Origin of the sequence: Undibacterium sp. GrIS 1.8, assembly GCF_040544445.1 — a bacterium.
GTDB lineage: Bacteria > Pseudomonadota > Gammaproteobacteria > Burkholderiales > Burkholderiaceae_D > Undibacterium.
The window spans coordinates 57,980-79,027 of the sequence record NZ_JBEONQ010000024.1 but is presented as its reverse complement, the minus strand read 5'-3'; the positions used below and the strand labels follow the sequence as shown (position 1 = coordinate 79,027).

General features: G+C 47.1%; 17 protein-coding genes. 16 read left to right on the top strand and 1 reads right to left on the bottom strand.

Annotated elements, in window-relative coordinates:
- Positions 1 to 314 precede the first annotated feature (314 nt).
- Positions 315 to 932 (top strand): methylamine utilization protein, encoded by a 618-nt coding sequence (locus tag AAKU64_RS12975; protein ID WP_354330229.1) that lies wholly within the window; start codon positions 315 to 317, stop codon positions 930 to 932.
- Positions 933 to 1,075: 143 nt separating this feature from the next.
- Positions 1,076 to 3,454: a putative bifunctional diguanylate cyclase/phosphodiesterase gene (locus tag AAKU64_RS12970; RefSeq protein ID WP_354330227.1), complete on the top strand. Its 2,379-nt coding sequence runs from the start codon at positions 1,076 to 1,078 to the stop codon at positions 3,452 to 3,454.
- A gap of 121 nt (positions 3,455 to 3,575) precedes the next feature.
- On the opposite strand, the gene AAKU64_RS12965 is transcribed toward AAKU64_RS12970, so the two are convergent.
- Positions 3,576 to 5,312, bottom strand: coding sequence for a sensor domain-containing diguanylate cyclase (locus AAKU64_RS12965; RefSeq protein WP_354362222.1), 1,737 nt, complete (start codon positions 5,310 to 5,312; stop codon positions 3,576 to 3,578).
- A 405-nt stretch (positions 5,313 to 5,717) separates the two neighbouring features.
- Between AAKU64_RS12965 and AAKU64_RS12960 the strand changes: the two genes are divergently transcribed.
- The 14 genes from AAKU64_RS12960 (at position 5,718) to AAKU64_RS12895 (ending at position 20,946) form a co-directional block, all read left to right on the top strand.
- Positions 5,718 to 6,527, top strand: coding sequence for a DUF3034 family protein (locus AAKU64_RS12960; protein WP_354330285.1), 810 nt, complete (start codon positions 5,718 to 5,720; stop codon positions 6,525 to 6,527).
- Between the two features lie 22 nt (positions 6,528 to 6,549).
- Positions 6,550 to 7,026 (top strand): group I truncated hemoglobin, encoded by a 477-nt coding sequence (locus AAKU64_RS12955; protein WP_354330224.1) that lies wholly within the window; start codon positions 6,550 to 6,552, stop codon positions 7,024 to 7,026.
- A gap of 283 nt (positions 7,027 to 7,309) precedes the next feature.
- Positions 7,310 to 8,131, top strand: a complete 822-nt coding sequence (locus tag AAKU64_RS12950; RefSeq protein ID WP_354330283.1) for a DUF3034 family protein — start codon at positions 7,310 to 7,312, stop codon at positions 8,129 to 8,131.
- Between the two features lie 75 nt (positions 8,132 to 8,206).
- Entirely contained in the window at positions 8,207 to 8,668 is a 462-nt protein-coding gene (locus AAKU64_RS12945; protein ID WP_354330222.1) for a group I truncated hemoglobin, read from the top strand.
- Between the two features lie 18 nt (positions 8,669 to 8,686).
- Positions 8,687 to 9,337, top strand: a complete 651-nt coding sequence (locus tag AAKU64_RS12940) for a methylamine utilization protein (protein ID WP_323492769.1) — start codon at positions 8,687 to 8,689, stop codon at positions 9,335 to 9,337.
- A gap of 327 nt (positions 9,338 to 9,664) precedes the next feature.
- Complete coding sequence (gene ettA / locus AAKU64_RS12935) at positions 9,665 to 11,332, top strand: energy-dependent translational throttle protein EttA (RefSeq protein WP_354330220.1); 1,668 nt, start codon at positions 9,665 to 9,667, stop codon at positions 11,330 to 11,332.
- 226 nt (positions 11,333 to 11,558) lie between these two features.
- Positions 11,559 to 11,987, top strand: a complete 429-nt coding sequence (locus AAKU64_RS12930; RefSeq protein WP_354362221.1) for a flagellar basal body-associated FliL family protein — start codon at positions 11,559 to 11,561, stop codon at positions 11,985 to 11,987.
- Between the two features lie 290 nt (positions 11,988 to 12,277).
- Complete coding sequence (locus AAKU64_RS12925) at positions 12,278 to 14,479, top strand: TonB-dependent receptor (protein ID WP_354330216.1); 2,202 nt, start codon at positions 12,278 to 12,280, stop codon at positions 14,477 to 14,479.
- Between the two features lie 175 nt (positions 14,480 to 14,654).
- On the top strand, positions 14,655 to 15,341 hold the full coding sequence (locus AAKU64_RS12920) for a Fe2+-dependent dioxygenase (RefSeq protein ID WP_354330214.1): 687 nt from the start codon (positions 14,655 to 14,657) through the stop codon (positions 15,339 to 15,341).
- 75 nt (positions 15,342 to 15,416) lie between these two features.
- On the top strand, positions 15,417 to 16,049 hold the full coding sequence (locus AAKU64_RS12915; protein ID WP_354330212.1) for an IMPACT family protein: 633 nt from the start codon (positions 15,417 to 15,419) through the stop codon (positions 16,047 to 16,049).
- A 332-nt stretch (positions 16,050 to 16,381) separates the two neighbouring features.
- On the top strand, positions 16,382 to 17,458 hold the full coding sequence (locus tag AAKU64_RS12910; protein ID WP_354330210.1) for a trypsin-like serine protease: 1,077 nt from the start codon (positions 16,382 to 16,384) through the stop codon (positions 17,456 to 17,458).
- A gap of 225 nt (positions 17,459 to 17,683) precedes the next feature.
- A complete protein-coding gene (locus AAKU64_RS12905; RefSeq protein WP_354330208.1) occupies positions 17,684 to 18,454 on the top strand; it encodes a S1C family serine protease in 771 nt (256 codons plus the stop codon).
- Positions 18,455 to 18,595: 141 nt separating this feature from the next.
- On the top strand, positions 18,596 to 19,876 hold the full coding sequence (locus AAKU64_RS12900; protein ID WP_354330206.1) for a nucleotide sugar dehydrogenase: 1,281 nt from the start codon (positions 18,596 to 18,598) through the stop codon (positions 19,874 to 19,876).
- Between the two features lie 29 nt (positions 19,877 to 19,905).
- Positions 19,906 to 20,946 carry an SDR family oxidoreductase gene (locus AAKU64_RS12895; RefSeq protein ID WP_354330204.1) on the top strand — a complete coding sequence of 347 codons (1,041 nt, stop codon included), beginning with the start codon at positions 19,906 to 19,908 and terminating at the stop codon, positions 20,944 to 20,946.
- The last annotated feature ends 102 nt before the right edge of the window (positions 20,947 to 21,048 follow it).

The following is a 21,048-nucleotide window of genomic DNA, read 5'->3' as shown; positions in this document are numbered from 1 at the left end:
TCCACGCCATGATTGCCACTCTTTAAATTTATCCTGTTGCTATTGTCTCATTTGAGGTAAACACTCTGCTTGGCTTTTTATCGTGCAAAGATCTCACATAAAACTATTTTTGAAATAATTTTGCATTATCATGACTGACAGACGATTCGAGCTAGCTTTATCAGCCAAAAACTCAGTTTACAGAGATTATGCAGGGTAGCTTAAAAAGTTAGCTAATCATGATATCCGGTGCTTTGAAGAGCTTAAAAACCACGAAAAAACATTATCGACTATATCTATATATCTCTACGATTGATCTAGTGAGGAGAAATGCCATGATACAAAATATGAAACATACTCAATTGGCAGCCATTGCTTTTGCTCTTTTATCAGGCGCATATACATTACCAGCACACGCTGATCATGTGATTCAAGTACTCGACAACACTGGCAAACCTGTTCCTGACGCAGTGGTGTATTTCGACAATGGCAGTATCGAAAAAACCAAATCTGCCAAAGTCGATATTGAGCAAAAAGATAAAAAATTCATCCCTCTGGTGACGGTAGTACAGACTGGGACAGCCATCAGCTTCCCCAACAATGACACGGTACGGCATCAAGCTTACTCATTTTCGCCAGCGAAGCCATTTGAATTAAAACTATATGCAGGCAAGCCCGAAGCACCGATTACCTTTGACAAACCGGGGACTGTGGTAGTCGGCTGCAATATCCATGATCAGATGCTGGCATATATCCAAATTGTCGATACCCCGTATTTTGCGAAAACAGATGCCGGTGGCAAAGCAAAAATTACTATCCTGCCTGCTGGGAAATATAGTTTAAAAACTTGGTACTATCAACAAATGGCGAATAGCCCAATAAGTGAGCAAGCCGTTGTAATCAAGGACGACAATTCTGCGCTTGTTGTCAAATTGAATTACAAAGTAAATTGAACTTGATCGCAGTGTTCCGGGATTGACTGAGTGAGTTACGCTTGTAGTAAGTTGCCATTATTATGGTTTATCGACCGGATATTAAAACAGCATGCAGTCATTTCAAAAAAATGAAAATCGCCACAAATCAGCAAGGATAGTTCATGCGTTTGCATAGTCTGGAAAGCCGCGTCGTCACTCTGTTTATCGCCCTGACCCTGATGGTTCAACTCGCAGGATTTTTTGTTATTCAAAATACGATTTATCGCAATGCGCGTGCCTCGATTCAGGAAGAACTGAAGCGGAGCGAAAAAATCTTCAACCGCTTACTAGATCAGAATGCACAAAAACTGATACAAAGTGGCGAGGTGCTTGCTAAAGATTATGCGTTTCGTGAGGCCATTGGTACCAACGATACTAAAACGATAGAGTCTGCCTTAATCAATCACGGTGAAAGAATCGGTGCCAGTTTTTCTATGGTAATAGGCCTGGATCGCAGCATTACGGCAGCCACCAGCGATGTTTTTGCAAGTAGTTTTCAGCAATCAATTTTGCCTTTGGTGATACAGGCAGAACAAGTCGGCAGTTCGTACCGCAATGCCGTCGTCAAGGGTAAATCTTATCAATTAGTGATGGTGCCGATTAAAGCACCAGTTACTATAGCCTGGGTGTTGATGGCAATCCCGATTGACCAACGCATCGTCGCTGACATGCGTGAATTGTCAGGCTTACAGATATCACTGCTGACCGAGAATCATGCTGAAGGCAATAAATGGATGCCGGATGTGTCTACTCTCAATGCAGAACAAGTCGCCATACTAGCAACCCAGATTCCCAAAATTCAAGATACAAGCCAATCCATCGCAGAACTACGCATCGGCGATGAAGACTACAGCGCGCACGTCCTTAAATTAGCCGAAAACGAGAAGTGGATTACGGTCGCCGTATTGCAGGTCTCGCTGAGCGAAGCCATTGCGCCCTATAAACAACTGCAAAGAGATCTGCTGATACTCACGATACTTGGGGTCATCATCGCCAGCATTATTAGCGTTGTCACCACTAAGCGAATTACTGGCCCTATGCGTCAGTTAGCGGATACTGCCAAACGGTTAGGCGCGGGTGACTATACCGCCACGATCAAAGTGCAACGCAATGATGAAATCGGCGATCTGGCGCGGACTTTTCTGGTCATGCGTGATGGCATTGCCAACCGCGAAAAAGAAATCCGGCGCTTAGCGTATTGGGATATTTTGACCAATCTGCCAAACCGGGCACTGTTCGTCAGCATGCTGCAAGATGCGATTACACAAGCAAGGGCAAAAAAAACTACCTGCTACATTCTGATGATGGATCTGGATCGGTTTAAACATGTCAACGATGTGATGGGACATGGTTTTGGTGATCAATTACTAACGCAAGTTGCCCTCAGACTGACTAATGAGCTGGGACAAGGCACCATCAAACCTGCGCGTCTGGGTGGTGATGAGTTCGTCGTGCTGTTACCCGACTCCACTCTGTTAGAAGCACAAGAGCTGGCTGCAAAAATTTTAGCGTCCTTAGAAAAACCAATTTCGATCGAAGATCAAACCGTTGATCTGGGTGCGGGGATTGGTATTGCCGGCTTCCCCGACAATGCCAATGATGCAGAATCCCTGTTAAGCCGGGCGGAAGTGGCGATGTATGCCGCCAAGCGTGCCAACAGCGGCGCGGTAACCTATGTGCCAGCCATCGATAAATCCAGCCAGCAAAGTTTGTCTTTGCTGAGTGAATTGCGCACCGCGCTGGAACAACAGCACTTCCACTTGTATGTACAGCCTAAAGTCGCATTGGATACAGGCAAAGTAATTGCTGTCGAGGCGCTAATCCGCTGGATACATCCAGAACGCGGTTTTATTTTCCCCGATCAATTCATCCCATTTGCAGAGCAAACCGGCTTTATTCGCCAGTTAACCCGCTGGGTACTGAATGATGCCGCCCGTATCTGTAGCCTATGGATAGCGCAAGGTCTGAACCTGAAAATGTCGGTCAACCTGTCTACCCGCGATTTACTGGATCAGGATTTGCCGAATAAGTTTGCCGATATTCTGGAGCGACATCACATTACGCCTGCTGCGTTTTGTCTGGAAATTACCGAGAGTGCGATTATGGATGACCCGATCCGGGCGCAGCAGACCTTAGAAGGTTTGCATGCGATGGGCGCCGATTTGTCGATTGATGATTTCGGTACTGGCTACTCCTCACTTGCGTATTTAAAAAGCTTGCCGGTGGATGAATTAAAGATCGATAAATCCTTCGTTCTGAAAATGGAGAAAGATATTGATGACACTAAAATCGTCAAATCAACCATTGATCTTGGTCACAACATGGGATTGAGAGTGGTGGCAGAAGGAGTCGAAAATAAAGAAGTCATGCAACTGCTCAAGGACATGGGCTGTGATCAGGCGCAAGGCTATTACATCAGCAAACCCATGCCAGCCGAGCAGATGCTCACTTGGATGGCGCAATGGGATGCAAGACAAGCGACACCAGACGCTGGTAGTTAGCTTCGTTGTTTAACTAAGCAACCAATATACTCATGGTAAGTATTATATAGCTGTCCATACAATCATTGATCTGCAAGCTAATTTTACGAAAAATAATGGGGAGTATATTAAATCCTAGTCCTCATACCAAATGCATTTGGTGCGATTTGCGATCTCTTTTATGGTTGTACATACGACTGTCGGCAATCTTAATCAATCGTACATAATCATCACCATCCTCAGGGAAACACGCCCAGCCAACAGATACGCCGACACTGACCATAACATCGTCCAGCGCAATCGGCATTTCTACCAGGGTAGAAATTTTCTCTACCATGTTGTGAATATCGATAGAGCTTTTGGTGTCTTTGAGTAAGAGCACAAATTCGTCACCGCCATAACGCGCCACAACATCGGTTTCTCGAATAGACGCTTTTAGCCTGGCCGCGATGATCACCAAGGTGGCGTCACCGGCGTCATGCCCATAGTTATCATTGATAAATTTAAACCGGTCCAGATCGACAAATAAGATAGTGAATACGGTGTGCTCATGGGGATTATTTTTTGCGTGTTTTTGCAGATAACTAATTTGTGCGAATAAGGATTCCCGGTTGGCGACTTGCGTTAATTTATCAAAACGCAGCTTCTTTTCCATCTCAATAAATGTTTGAGCAAGAATGCCAATTTCATCATCGCGCCGGATATCCAGCTCTGGCAAAGGCTGACCTTCACCAAATTTTTCTGCTGCGCCGGTGAGTTTGCGGATGTCGCGCATTACCCGATCAACGATGGTCAAACCTATCGTCAATGCAAACAGAATACAGGCCACTGCAATTAACAGGCTCTCAAAAAAACCTTGGTTAACGCTACTCATAAAATCGGAGCGCGGTACAGCAACCACAGTCAGCCAGTTCAAACCTTGCTTATCACCCAAAGCCGCGACTGCCACATCGACTGTGCCAGTTGCCAGGGTAAATGACTGGGTTGACGAGATTGATTTGTCGCCTTGCAAAATTTTTCTTTGCCAGGCATAACTACGTTTATAAATCTCGCTGATTAGTGGCGTCTTCATTTCTGATGCACGCAAGCGCTGCGGCGCATCGTTTGGACTTACACGTGTTACAGCCAGCTCATCACCAGAGGTGGCGACGATGTAACCCTCACTGTCGATGATGTAAGCGACACTGTTTTTGCTGATTTCTAAAGTCCGTAAAAAATCTGACAGTACTTTTAATGTTACGTCGGTAGCGACCACGCCGATCAAAGTATGGTTGGGCTGAAATACGGGCTTAGCCAAAGTCACGGTCGGCTCTGCCGAGGTAAAGTCATTATAAATTTGCGACCATACTGGCTTATCGGATGCAATCGCCGCACGATACCAAGGCCGCAAACGCGGATCGTATTGATCCGTACGCAATAACACCGACCGGTCGCCTGGTGTTTTTGCCTGATAGACCTGGCGCTGGCGCGCGCCGGGTTCATGCCAATACACTTCAACGAAATCAGGTTTGATGCGAAATACACCAACCATGCGGCCATCCTGACCGCCGTAATAGACGTAATTATTCACATCCATAAACAGGCCGCTGGCGATCCACAATTTGGATTCCAGCAAACCAAGATCATCCGAGAATTTTTGTACTGCCGGGGCGTTTTTAGGATTAGGGGCGATCGTATCCAGTGCCACTAATGCGCTATCTAAATGCTTTCCGGTAGCGCTGCTGATACGATTAACCATATCGGTCAAAATACGTTGCGTCAGCGTGTTCACCGCATCGGTTCCGGCCCTCATTGATACCCAGCCAATAGCCGCAGCGACGCCTATTACTAAAATAGTAATAGGGACGACTAACTCACGGCGTAAGGAGGACCGGCTCATCTGTTTTCGTATAACAAAGTGTTAAATATCGTAATCTGGCTTGAGAAAAATAATGAAGAATAAGCTTAGTTTTATACGATATCAGGAATGTAGGTTCAATCAAAATCCTGATATGGCTTTGCTCGGGCAGATTTAGTTTTTTTTGGTAAAGTGTTGCGTAATTTAATGGTGTGAGATCTTTTCATATCAAGATGTTCATATTATCGATACACAAAATATCAACACCGTAAAACATCCGTAGCAAAAAGCTTAGCAATACCGATCGAGCACCAACGCTCTTTAGCCACAGGTCATTTGATGTACATAAAAAAAGTAATCGTAATCGCAAGTAATGCGCTCTTTTTTTATTTGTCCTCGCCATTATTTGGACAAGCAGCCAACGCGCAAAATTTGGCCTTGCCCGACATGGGCAAATTGACAGCGACCGGCGGTGTCAGTCAGCTAGAAGGCGCTGGCGGCGGTGGCATTACGCCTTGGGCACTGATCACCGGTTACGGCAGCGAAGATAGCTATGGCGTCAACGCACATATCACGCAAGTGGACACGCAGGATTACCGCCTTAAAACTTACGGCGTCGCGCTGGGTTTTGCTGACAAACTGGAAGTGTCTTTAGCTAAACAAGAGTTCACCGGCAGCCGCGCCCCCTTGGATCATCTCAATATTCAACAAGATATTGTCGGCATTAAATTGAAATTGTCCGGCGATGCCGTGACCGATCAAGACACGCTGTTGCCACAAATTGCGCTAGGCGTGATGTTTAAGCGCAATAACGGTGTGGCGGGACTTGGGGCACTTGGCGTCACTAATGTAAAGCAGCTTGGCGCAGTCAGTGACAACGGCGTTGATTACTACCTGTCTGCGACAAAACTATATCTGGCACAAAGCCTGTTAATCAACGCCACACTGCGGATGAGCAAGGCAAACCAAATGGGCTTGCTCGGTTTTGGTGGTGATAAAAACGATCAATATAAACCCCTGCTAGAAGGCTCTGTGGTCTATCTGATCAATCGTAAATGGGTCGCAGGGATGGAATATAGAATGAAGCCGCGCAACCTCGGTGTTGATAATGAAAAAGATTATGCCGACGTGTTTTTGGCTTATTTCCCGACCAAGAATTTTTCTGTCACTGCGGCCTATGCCAAATTGGGTGACATCACGGTGTTTAATCCCACCACGCAGCGCGGCTGGTATTTATCACTACAAGTTGGTAACTAGTAAACGACAAGAGACAATACAAATGAACGCGCGAACAGTTTTAAAAATCTCGGCTGTAAAACTCTTGAAAGCACTGCTGTTCGTCGTGCCCATGTTTGCAGCAAATTCAGACATCTACGCAGAGTCCGCAATACAGACCGATGCGCTTTATCAAGGCTTGGGTAGTGAGGCCGGCATTGGCAATATTGTTGATGATTTGATTCCATTAGTGCTGGCAGATCCACGTATCAAAGAGTCGTTCAAAGAAACCAATATGAAGCGACTGGCCAAGCTATTAAAAGAACAATTTTGCGTTCTCAGCGGTGGTCCTTGCACTTATTCTGGCGACAGCATGAAGGTGTCACACGACAAGCTCGGCATCACTGGTGCTCAGTTCAACGCCCTGGCAGAGGATTTGCAAATCGCGATGGAGCAACAGCATATTCCTTCATCGGTACAGAACAAACTGATTGCCAAACTTGCGCCGATGAAGCGGGACATCGTTGAACCGAAAAAATAGCCGCATACGATTTGACAATATGTCACACAATATTTGTCGTTATCTCGCATTGGCTTGAATCCGGTTTGCTAACGCCAACGTATTTCTTCCACGAGACGCTCGTTGCTGAGATGCTCCCAACCCACCTATCAGCGAGGAAATGACTATGTATTTGACGATGTATCTAAAGAACCGAGCTTTACAAGCCGCCATGATCAGCAGTTTTGCCATTTTCTGTCAGCAGGCGAGCGCCCAAACTAACGCACCTGCCAGCACATCGACATCAGCCGACACACCATCCAGCATGCGACCCGACATGGGCAAACTGACCGCAACCGGCGGCGTTAGCCAGCTAGAGGGCGCAGGCGGCGGCGGTCTGACGCCTTGGGCATTAATCACAGGTTATGGCACACGCGACAGCTATGGTGCGAATGTGCATTACACCCAAGTTAAAACTCAAGATTACGGACTCAGAACCTATGGCGTAGCCGTTGGTATCGCAGACCGGGTCGAATTGTCCCTGGCTAAGCAAGAATTTACCGGCAGTCTGGCACCACTTAACTCACTCAACATCCAGCAAGATATTCTTGGCATCAAAGTCAAAGTCGCGGGTGACGCCGTGTATGACCAAGATAGCTGGATGCCACAAGTTGCCGTCGGCGCGATGATCAAACGTAATAACGGCATCGGCGGCCTGGGCGCTCTGGGCATCACCAATGTCAAGCAACTAGGTGCCAAAGATGATCGCGGTGTGGATTACTACGCTTCAGCCACTAAAGTGTTTTTGGAACAAAGCCTGCTGCTGAACGGCACTTTGCGGATGACCAAAGCCAACCAAATGGGTATTCTCGGTTTTGGCGGTGATAAAGAAGACAAGTACAAGCCTATGCTAGAGGGCTCTGCTGCTTATTTAATCACCCGCAAATTAGCCTTGGGGGCAGAGTACCGGATGAAGCCACGTAACCTCAGCGTCGATAACGAAAAAGATTACTACGACGTGTTTCTGGCTTATTTCCCGACTAAAAATGTGTCGATCACTGCGGCCTATGCGACTTTGGGCGATATCACCGTATTTAATCCGACCAATCAGCGTGGCTTTTATTTGTCGCTGCAAGCCGGATTTTAATCTGACTGTATCGCGCAACACAGCACACAGGCTAAAACACATACAAGAACTGACCTATTTTAGAAAGACATGATCATGCAAACACGTCTCAGCTCCAAGCTCGTCAAAGCAGCTGTTATTTTCAGCTTTGGCATCAGCGCTACTATCGCCACTAGCACCGCGGCATTCGCCCAGACCACGCCCGACGCGGTGTACCAAGGCTTGGGTGGCAAAGAAGGCATCAATAAAATTGTGGCTGATTTTTTGCCGATAGTTTTAGCAGACGACCGCATCAAAGACGCATTCAAAGAAACTGATATGGAACGCTTGGGTTTAATGTTGGCAGAACAGTTTTGCGCACTGACTGGCGGCCCATGCAAATACAGCGGTAAAGAGATGCAAGAAGCGCACAAGGGGATGAATATCAATAATGCACAGTTCAACGCCTTGGCAGAAGACTTACAAATTGCAATGGAAAAAAATAACATCCCCTCTTCGGTTTCTAATAAGCTGGTAGCGAAACTGGCACCAATGCAACGCCCCATCGTCACCAAGTAATTTCAACCGAGATAATCCATGCGCCGTCATTCCGTCATCCGCTTACTACAAGCCAGTTTGTTCCTCAGCAGCTTTGGCCTGCTGTCCAGCGCATGGAGCGTCACCATCAGCGCCAGTGCGGTGGATAAAAATGGCGCCTTAATGCCAGATGTTGTGGTGTACGCGACGCCGATCGGCGCGCCCTTGCCGCCAGTTGGAAAAACCGAGACTGAGGTGATTGCCCAGCGCGATTTGCAGTTTGCGCCCTATGTCACACCGATACGTGTCGGCACACAAGTCAAGTTCCCCAATTACGACAAGCTGGAACATCACGTTAAGTCTTTCTCGCCCGCCAAAGAGTTTGAAATCAAAACCTACGACAAAGGCGTGACGCCACCACCCGTCATTTTTGATAAAGCGGGCATCGTCGTGGTGTACTGCTTACTACACAACTGGATGCGCGCCTATGTCTTGGTGCTCGACACACCTTATTTTGCCAAGACGGACGACAGCGGCGTATTGAAATTAGAAAATCTGCCCAATGGTCAATACGAGATCAAGGCCTGGCACCCGAATATGGGAAGTATCAAGCCGCCTTTGACGCAAACCGTCACCATCAATGGCCAATCAACACTTCTGAAGTTCCAGTTTGATTTTGTGCCTATCGCCAGAAAACCAGCAAAGATGTAATGAGTTGGCCAGGTATACTGATAGGGTGTATAGGAATAAATCGCCTTATTGTAAAGGAAATATATGGCCAATTAAATATACTCCCGTACTTTGCAATATTGAGCATGGAGGAATCCGTCGCTGAAGAGGCTTTGAACGCAATTCCAAAGTAACGCCAACTCATCCCAATGCTAAGCAGCTACCAGCTCGTGATATCGACCCCGGTATTGAAGACGTGATTTCGCGTGTAATGTAATCCACGAACAAACTCCCACCCAGGACTCCCCATCTGCGCTGGCTTGCGGTATCCTTGCACCCATCTTCTTCATCCATAAAAAAATCGAAAAAATGGCAAATTACGTCTACACCATGAACCGCGTCGGCAAGATCGTGCCGCCTAAGCGCCAGATTCTTAAAGATATCTCGCTCTCGTTTTTCCCTGGCGCCAAGATCGGCGTCTTGGGGCTGAACGGCTCCGGAAAATCCTCACTGCTTAAAATTATGGCAGGCATTGATAAGGACATCCAGGGCGAAGCCGTGCCGATGCCAAATCTGAACATTGGCTATTTACCGCAAGAACCGCAACTTGATCCAGAGCAAACTGTGCGCGAAGCAGTCGAATCCGCGCTCGGTGAAGTATTCGAAGCCAAGGCTAAGTTAGAGCAAGTGTATGCCGCCTATGCCGAGCCAGATGCCGACTTCGATGCCCTCGCCAATGAGCAGGCGCGCCTAGAAGCCATCATCTCCACTTCTAGCGGCGACAATGTTGAACTGCAATTAGAAATGGCCGCCGACGCATTACGCCTGCCGCCATGGGATGCCAAGATAGCCGTGTTGTCCGGCGGTGAAAAACGTCGCGTCGCGCTGTGCAAATTATTGCTATCCAAACCCGATATGCTCTTGCTCGATGAGCCAACCAACCATCTGGATGCAGAATCAGTCGATTGGCTGGAGCAATTTTTATTGCGTTTCCCTGGCACAGTGGTGGCAATTACCCATGATCGCTACTTTTTGGATAATGCCGCTGAGTGGATTCTGGAACTGGATCGCGGCGCAGGTATTCCATGGAAGGGTAATTACTCCTCTTGGTTGGACCAAAAGCAAACCCGCTTGAAGCAAGAAGAAGCGACCGAATCTGCCCGCCAACGTGCTTTGCAAAAAGAGCTGGAATGGTCACGCCAAAATCCTAAAGCACGTCAAGCCAAGAGCAAGGCACGTCTGGCGCGCTTCAATGAAATGAGCGAGCACGAGTACCAAAAACGTAACGAGACTCAAGAGATTTTTATCCCGGTCGCAGAGCGTCTGGGTAACGAAGTCATCGAATTTAAAAATGTCTCCAAAGCCTTTGGTGATCGTCTGCTGATCGACAACCTCAGCTTTAAAATTCCACCTGGCGCGATTGTCGGCATCATCGGCCCTAACGGTGCCGGTAAATCGACGCTGTTTAAAATGATTAAAGGTATAGAGCAACCGGATAGCGGCGAGGTGGTGCTGGGGCAGACTGCCAAAATCTCGCTGGTCGATCAGTCCCGCGAAGATCTGGGCAATACTAAAACTGTGTTTGAAGACGTCGCTGGCGGTGCGGACATTTTGACAGTCGGTCGTTTTGAAATGCCATCCCGTGCTTATCTAGGACGCTTCAACTTTAAAGGTGGCGACCAGCAAAAAATCGTCGGCAATTTGTCGGGCGGTGAACGCGGTCGTCTGCATCTGGCCAAGACACTGCTGCAAGGCGGTAATGTCTTGCTGCTGGATGAACCGTCCAATGATCTGGACGTGGAAACTCTGCGTGCGCTGGAAGATGCCTTGCTAGAATTTGCTGGCAGCGTCATGGTAATCTCGCATGACCGCTGGTTTCTGGATCGTATTGCGACACATATTCTGGCGTTTGAAGGCAATTCGCAAGTCAGCTTCTTTGACGGTAATTACCAGGAATACGAAGCTGATAAAAAGAAACGTCTGGGTGAAGAAGGTGCCAAGCCAAAACGGATACGTTACAAACCTTTGTCGGTGTAATTTACACGCGCAATTTGTCGGCACAATGTACAGAGTTGAACGGAGTTGACGATCGTTGACATATTTCTCGGCTTTGTTTTGCTGTGCTGATTTAAAATTAAAACGGATGAATGCTCTTCGTCCGTTTTTTTATGGATTTTCCGCTCATTGTTTCCCCATTGCTTCTTCATTACCTCCTCATTATTTCTACTTTTAACTCGCTGTTTTTAATAAAAACGAGCCGCATATGACGCCGCCAAGACTTCACAAAAATCTCCTGCTCAATTTGCTATACATCATTTTAATTTGCCTGAGCAGCACGTTATCGGGCTCGGCGTTTGCCAATTCGGGAGCGAAAGAAGACGGCGGCGGTGGCAATATGACCAAGCTGGAAGCGTTCACCGTGAATTTATCCACCTCTGAAAAATACCTGCAAGTCAGCATGACGCTTCAGTTAGCTAATCCAGAAATTGCAGAAAAAATCAAAGTCTATCTGCCAGTAGTAAGGCATGTGATTTTAATGAGCCTGAGTGGCAAAGAGCCTGGCGATATTCTCTCTTCCGCAGGGAAAAAGGAGTTAATAGAAGAAATCCGCGATACGGTCAACAAAGCGCTGGACGTCAAAGAACATGACGGCGTGACCAATATTTTCTTTGAGAATTTTGTTATTCAATAAATCGGGGCTTACAGAAAACCGTCCCAGTTGCGTTGCAGCGATAGTATTTTGTAAATTAGGTGCTAAAGGGCTGTCGTCGCTATGCCCGGCTAGGACAATTTTCCGTAAGTCATAAAAACTGAAAGCAGGATGTGAGATTGCTTCAGATTTACCTGTATTTACTTCCTCAAAGTTGAATGGTATTGAAAAGCATTCTCATTTAGATTAAAATCTAGGCTGAACTCTCCAAGCCTAGCCATATAGTGACGGTAGGGGTATGCATCACTAACCTCGTACCGAAAGCAATCACTATGAATCACCGCAAGCCCATTGCAGCAGCATTATTGACGCTGTTCGCCAGCCCGCTGCCTTTATTAGCGCAACAAACCAGCTCTTCCTTGCCAGAAATCGTCATCCAAGGCGCAAAAAATGATTTCGCGCCGGGTGCAGTGTCTGTCAGCAAATTACCTGCTGATCCACATGACATCGCGCAATCCGTCACGGTCGTGAACAAAGCTCTGATGCAATCGCAAGGTGCCAACTCCCTGGCAGATGCCTTACGCAATGTGTCTGGTATTACTCTGGGCGGTGCAGAAGGCGGCCAGATCGGCAATAACGTTAACCTCAACGGTTTCTCAGCGCGTACTGATATTTATCTGGATGGATTCCGCGACCGCGGTCAATACTATCGCGATACGTTCGCATTAGATTCGATCGAAGTCTTGATGGGGCCTTCTTCCATGCTGTTTGGGCGCGGTTCAACTGGTGGTGTGATTAACCAAGTGACCAAAAAACCTATCCTCAAGCAACAAACAGAAATCGGCGGATCAGTGACTAGCAATGGCTTGGTCAGAGCCACGGTGGATTACAACACACCAACTTCTGATACGTCCGCTGTGCGCGTATTAGCTATGGGGCAAAGTGGCAATGCCACCACCCGTGATCAGACTAAATTGCAAGACTTTGGTTTTGCACCATCGGTCAAATTTGGTATTGGCACTGCGACAGAAATCACCTTGTCCGCTTTGCTGCAACACAATCACGACATGCCAGACTATGGTCTTGGCCCGCTGAACGGCGCACCAGTCAATGTGGATCGCAAAACGGCGTACGGCTATAACGATGACCGTACCGATTCCGACATCGCCTCACTTAACAGCACCATCATCCATAAACTATCGTCAGAGGTCACATTACGCAATCAGACGCAATTCAATTACGTCAAAACTAGCGCGAGAGAAACCGCACCTAACACCATCGGTACCGTTTCTGCTAGTGGCTTTACCGCGTTGTCACCAGCAGGCATCAGTAGCTTGCCGCTGTCTAGCTTGTATGAGCGCCTGCAAAGCCATGACCGCGATATCCGCGACTATTCTTTCTTTAACCAGACTGAACTGGTCGCCAATCTGACAGCAGGTGGCTTCAAGCATAATCTCTTGGCCGGATTAGAATTAGGTCATGACGGTTACGACAATCAGAATTTTTATCGCAACGGCACATGCAATGGCAAAAACCTGAATGCCGCCGGCACTACCGCGGGCTACGTTGCCTGCGTCCCTTTGCTGAATCCGAGTAATGGCGATTCGCCAGCGGCAGTGCCAACTACTCTAGGCAATCGCGCCGGCGGATCGGCTAATACGGTGGCGACTTACGTCAATGACACGATGGAATTAAACCCTGAGTTTAAACTCGCGGGTGGCTTGCGTTATGACCGCTACACTGCTGGCATCAGCAACTCTATCAATGCCAGCAATACGACTGGTAGCACAACCCTGGCAGGCGCTAAGCAAGCGATTGGTTTCACCAGTGTGCGTTTAGGCGGCATTTGGGCGCCAGTCAAAACCCAGTCTTACTATGTTTCTTACGGTACTTCCTTCAATCCTTCACTGGAACAATTGACGGGCACAACTGGTCAGCAAAATCTTGATCCGGAAAAAAACCGTTCGTATGAATTGGGCGGAAAATGGGATTTAGCTGACGGCAATCTGGCATTGAATTCTGCCCTGTTCCAAGTGCAGAAAGAAAATGCCCGCAGTCTGATCAGCACCGGTGTGTATGAGCTAGAGGGCACAGTGCGGGTCAATGGTTTCCGTGCCGGTGCGACTGGCCGCGTGAACAAAGAGCTGCAACTTGCGCTGAATTACACCTACCTGGATGCCAAGATTGTCGGCGCATCAGCATTGGATGGCACCTCAGGCAAAACACCAGCTAACACCCCAAAAAACACCCTGACCGCCTGGACCATTTACGAGCCAGCGCCGCATTGGGAAGTGGGCGGTGGTCCAGTTTATATGTCGGAACGTTTCGCCAGCAACACCAACGTAGTCCGTGTCGGTGGTTACACCCGTTGGGATGCCACAGCAGCTTACAAACAGCCTAAATACGAACTCCGTTTAAACGTGTTTAATCTGACGGACAAAATGTATTACGACGCTCTGATCCCATCTGATGGCGGTCGTTCGGTCCCGGGTACCTCACGTGCTGCGATGATTTCATTCACTTATCGGATGTAATGCATAAAGTGAGGCAACTATCTTATTGCAGTAATTAAGTAGCGACTAAGTAATAACTGAGTACCAACTAAGCGCTAGCGAACAAACCGGAGTTGCAAGATAATTGCTGCTCCGGTTTTGTTATTGCGCCGGACAATGTTCAATTTCTAACCAATCAAACTTAGCAGAAAACTCCATGCTGGTTCATATTCCCAACGTTCTTGATACTCCGCAGTTAGACGCCGTACGGACGCTACTCAGCCAAGCTGGTGATGCCTGGGTCGACGGACGAGTAACAGCCGGTTATCAAGGTGCTGCGGTCAAGTTTAATCAGCAAATTGATGAGCGGTCCGAGGTCGCACATCATTGCCAACGGTTGATACTCACCGCGCTTGAGCGCAATCCTTTGTTCATCAGCGCCGCTTTACCTAATATCGTTTATCCGCCGATGTTTAACCGCTACAGCGAGGGCATGACCTTCGGCGCGCATGTCGATGGCAGCGTGCGGATTCATCCACATACCGGCAACAAACTACGCACCGATATTTCCGCCACTTTGTTTTTGGCTGACCCACAAGACTACGATGGCGGCGAGCTACAGGTAGAAGACACCTACGGTATGCATGCAGTCAAACTGGCGGCGGGCGACATGGTGCTGTATCCCGCAACTAGCTTGCACAGAGTCACACCGATTACCCGTGGCATGCGCCTCGCCTGTTTTTTCTGGGTACAAAGTCTGGTCAAAGACGACGGTCACCGCAGCTTGTTATTTGATATGGATAACGCGATTCAGACACTCAACCAAACCCAGGCAGACGAGCGTGCGCGCGTCAAACTAGTAGGCTGTTATCACAACTTGATGAGACAATGGAGCGAGACTTAAAATAGTTCTCAGCCTGAGTAGAACTATATACTCCCCAATTTTTTCCAAGAAAATAGCATATTGTCCAGTAAATATATGGACAACTCAAATATACTCACCGGATGTATTTACTGGATGTATCAATTAGCCGCATTCGCCAACGCCGCAATCGAGATTAAAAAAAGTCGCTTTCTAGGCCAGCTGTATCCAGTTACCAGCCGCGCAGAAGCACGTGCAATTTTGGCGAACTTACGTGCCGAACATCCGAATGCCGTACATGTTTGCTGGGTACTGATCTGCGATGGCGATTCTGGTTTGGATGATGACGGCGAACCCTCAGGCACCGCCGCCAAACCTATGTACAACGTGCTGGTACACAAGCAACTGCACAATATTCTGGCAGTAGTCGTGCGCTACTGGGGAGGTATCAAACTAGGTGCCGGCGGATTGACCCGCGCCTATGGCCAAGCCATTTCAGACGCATGTAAAACCGCAGAATTAATTCAGATCGAGCTGATGTGCGAACACGTCTATCAACTGGCATTCGCCGATGAGTCGCAGTTGCGCCGACTGTGCGAGCAACACGGCGTGACCATCATCCGCGCTGCTTATGGCGACGTCGTTGAACTGCAGTTAAAGATGAAACAAAGTCAAAGCGATGGCTTTGACCGCCTGGCAGCTAACTTGTTACGCGGTGCCTTGACGATACAAGCAGAAGACCAACGTTAAACTTATCTCTGATAAAGCTCCAATGAAACTCTGATGCAAGTTGAATTGAATTCAGCTTAGCTGGGCTACTATCCCCCTCCACTTCCATCGAACCACCTCACAAATCAGTTGCGATTTTGTATTAGCTCAAAATTTCTATGAGGCATCTTTACGTCGTGTCGGTAAATTTTACAATTAGACACAAACTTTTCCACACGAAAAGATAAGTGCTTGAAAGAAAACAAAATTTCATCACTGGCACAATATATGCGGTAGGAATTTTCGCGCACGACGCAAACAGTAGAAATAATAAGCTAGTCTAAATATCGAACGACCAATCACAAGGAGAGGTAATGTTACGTCAGAAAAGCATTTTCACAAGAGTCGCAGGAATGGCACTGATCGCCGGTGCAGTTTTCAGTTCACAAGCGCAAGCCGCAGCAGTCGATGGTACTTTTACTCCGCTCATCACCGCGGGTGCATTACCTGATACACCAAACGCACACATTGATCCAAATACACCAAGCTCAGCATATTCTGGTGTAGTCAGCATCAACATCCGCTATGACGGTCAATCTTTCTTGTGTTCCGGCGCATTAGTTGGCAAACGTCAGGTGATCTCCGCCGGTCACTGCGTTGATAGCGACGGTAATGGCCATCTGGTTGATATCAACAAACCGGGTAACGATGTTCGCGTCGTCTTCAATAGCAACGGCAATGTCAATGCATTGATTACCGCATCGAAAATTTCTATGAATCCTAACTACAACGGTTTTGGTAAGTGTCCGGCGGGCGTCAATTCATTCTGTGTGAACGATGATATTTCGGTGATCACTCTGTCTCAAGATGCGCCGGCAAGCGCAAAAATCTATAGCATCTCCGGCAATCCTGTGACCTCTGGCACACATATCATTATGGCGGGCTACGGCACAACAGGTGATGGCGTAAATGGCTATCAAAGTGGATCCGCCAGCTTTACAAAAAAACGCACTGGCGAAAACTATATCGACTTATTTGATGGTGATGATGAGCAAAATTTTGCGGGACCGAATGAAGTCTATTATGCGGACTTTGACGGTGGCGGAAAAGATACTTTCTGCACCCAATATGGTGTTTGCACTCCACAACTGGCAAACAACAAAGAATCCGGTATCGGCGCTGGTGATTCAGGTGGACCATCATTCATAACAGATCCAACTACTGGTGAATTATTGCTAGTCGCAAATAATACCTTTAGCGGCACATTTACTGGTCAGACTCCTGGTACTTTCGGTACTTACTTCGGTGGTATCTTGCTCGCAAGCTACATTCCGTATTTGGTAGAAGCAACTGGTGGTCAAATAAATGTCGTTCCAGAACCAGGTAGCATCATGATGCTCGGTTTAGGTTTAGGCATGTTGTTGATTGCACGTCGTCGCTCAAAAATGTAAATTGAATCGCTCAAAAAACGGCGACCTTTTGGTCGCCGTTTTTTATGCTGAAACACGTAAAACCAGTTCTAAATAACAGATGCTTTTTTAGCTGAATCGTCATTGCCAAAAACTAACTTCTGATAAAAGTCTAAGAAAAATTAATCTGAATTTGATTGCGCTTTCAGTACGAATCCGCTACGGTTAGTATCCCCCTGCACAATAAAAATTCCCAATAGAATTCATATGAAAAAAATTACTTTAGCGTATTATTTTTTAGCGATTTTTATTGTTAGCTCTATGACGAGTAATTGCCTCGCAAGTGACTTTCCAACTCTAGTAAAAACACTCAAACCGTCGATAGTCGCGATTGGGACTTTTCAAAAAACCCGTAGTCCGGCTGTGAATTTTTCTGGCACTGGATTTGTGGTTGGAGATGGACTTACTGTCATCACCAATGCGCACGTTGTTAATGGTCTTAGCTTACTCGCGAGTGATGAAATAATCGGTATTTTGACCGCAAAAGGCGAATCAACTGAATTCCGGTCCGCCGTAGTGATTGCCGTTGATGAAGAACATGATCTGGCGCGCTTAAAAATTTCTGGTGCGCCACTGCCAGCAATGGAATTAGGTAGCCCGGACAAAATAGCAGAAGGTCAGGCAATAGCGTTTACTGGTTTCCCCTTAGCCGCAGTATTGGGATTTCATCCTGCAACACATCGTGGCATTATTTCTGCGATTACCCCAGTGACTAAACCGACTCCAGATTCAAAACGGTTGGATGCCAAAGTCATTACCCAACTGCGACGTTCTGCGTATCAAGTTTATCAATTAGATGCAACTGCCTACCCAGGCAATAGCGGCAGCCCGGTTTATGACCCAGAGTCTGGCATCGTCGTCGGCGTTATTAATAGTGTGGCAATTAAAGGCTTAAAAGAAACCGCGATTACCAACCCAAGCGGTATTTCATACGCAATACCTGTTAACTTTGTGCATGAATTACTGATGAGAAAGTAGTTAAAAAGCGACTCTGTTGTAAATATTGGCTATGATTCTAAGGAATCCTGCGTCACGTTCTCATACAAGCATCAGCAGATATTGTGACTTTTTATCGTATCTGTTATATTGCTCAAGAATTATTATCAAAATGGAAATTTTATGGATATAGTTGGTGTCGTCGGGCTAGGTTACGTTGGCCTGCCTTTGGCTGTTGAGTTCGGCAAAAAAATAACAACAATTGGCTTTGATCTCTCTGCCAGCAAAATTGCTAGCTACAAAGAATTCATCGATCCCACCGGAGAATTATCGTCCGATGATCTGAGAGCAGCTGGCCATCTGAGCGTCAGTACAGATCCATCGGATTTGGCAAAGGCGAATTACATTGTGATAGCGGTACCAACTCCAGTGGACGCTGCGCACAATCCAGATTTCAGACCATTAATCGGCGCTAGCGAGAGTGTCGGCAAGCACTTAAAACGCGGCAGTATCGTGATTTATGAATCCACTGTTTATCCTGGCGCGACTGAAGAAGTCTGTATTCCCGTACTGGAAAAACATTCTGGATTGAAATGGAAAGAAGATTTCCATGTGGGCTTCTCACCTGAGCGAATCAATCCGGGCGATAAAGAACACACACTGACCACGATTTTAAAAATCGTCTCCGGTGATGATGCTGACACTTTAGATAAAGTTGCCAAACTCTACGAGAGAATTATTGTGGCAGGCGTGCATAGAGCGACGAGTATCAAAGTAGCAGAAGCAGCGAAAGTGATAGAAAACACTCAACGTGATTTGAACATTGCGCTGATGAATGAGTTGTCGATCATTTTTGACATGATCGGTATCGATACGCTAGAAGTCTTGCAAGCAGCTGGCACGAAATGGAATTTCCTGAACTTCCGTCCGGGTCTGGTTGGCGGACACTGCATCGGTGTTGATCCCTACTACCTCACGCACAAAGCGGATATGCTGGGCTATCACCCTCAAGTCATTTTGGCCGGACGTCGCATCAATGACGGCATGGCAAAATTTATTGCGGAAAAAGTCGTTAAAGAAATCATCAAATCAGGGCATCACGTCAAAGGCTGCGTCGTCAATGTAATGGGACTGACATTCAAAGAAAATTGTCCTGATCTGCGCAACTCCAAAGTAGCTGACATGATTTATGAACTGCAATCCTATGGCGTCGATGTGCACATCCATGATCCTCTGGCAGATGCAGACGAGGCTCAGCACGAATACGGTTTAAAACTGGAAACATGGGACAATCTACCCCGTGCTGCCGTCATTATTGCCGCCGTATCACATGACCAGTTGATGCAACGCCCGCTGTCCGATTACAAAGCAAAAACGATCGACAACGCCTGCTTTGTTGATATCAAATCGAAATTTGACAGAGCAGCTTTACATGACGCAGGCTTTAGCATCTGGCGTCTCTAATTTAGCGCATCCATTTATTTAGCAAAAAAATGACAACATATCAGACGATCCAGCAAGAATTGAAGGCGAAGCAATCTTGTTGGCTAATTACCGGAGTAGCGGGTTTTATTGGCTCCAACCTGCTGGAAACCTTATTAAAATTAAACCAGAAAGTAGTTGGCCTGGATAATTTTTCGACAGGTCATCAGCACAATCTGGATCAGGTACGTGATCTGGTCGGCGCAGAATTATGGCCGAATTTTACCTTTATTCAAGGCGATATCAGAAAGTTGGAAGACTGCCAGTCTGCGAGTCAAGGTGTTGATTATGTGTTGCATCATGCGGCCTTAGGTTCGGTACCTCGCTCGATAGAAGATCCTTTGCTGGCAAATGAAAATAACGTCACCGGCTTCATTAATATGCTGACGGCTGCCAGAGATGCCAAAGTAAAACGCTTCATCTATGCGGCATCCAGCTCGACCTATGGTGACCATCCTGATTTACCTAAAATCGAATCGGTGATCGGTAAACCATTGTCGCCATACGCGGTCACTAAGTATGTCAATGAGTTGTACGCCGACGTGTTTGCACGTTGCTATGGAGTCGAGTCAGTAGGCTTACGCTACTTCAACGTATTTGGCCCAAGACAAGATCCGAATGGTGCTTACGCTGCTGTAATTCCGCAATGGATCGCCGCATTAATCCAGAACTCGATATTACGTATTAATGGCGATGGAGAAACCACCAGAGATTTCTGTTTTGTCGATAATGTCGTGCAAGCCAATATACTAGCGGCGCTGAGTCAAAACCCAGACGCGGTGAACCAAATCTATAACGTGGCACTCAACGACACCACTAGCCTGAATCAGCTTTATCATATGATGCGTGATTTATTGCTCGATAGTTTCCCGCACGTGCAATCGCATCAGCCTAAATATGAAGCGTTTAGAGATGGCGATATCCGTCATTCTCAGGCCGACATCAGCAAGGCAAAAACATTGCTGAATTTCGCGCCAACCCATAGCGTAGATAAGGGCCTGAGAGAAGCAATGGACTGGTACAAAAAGAACTTAACCAGCGCTAGCTCGTAACAGCTAGTACCGGACACAGCCAGTACCTGAGCTAGCAACACATGGCTGGCAACCCACAGTCAACCCATGATTCATTCAAAGGGCGTTCACAAGAAAAATTGA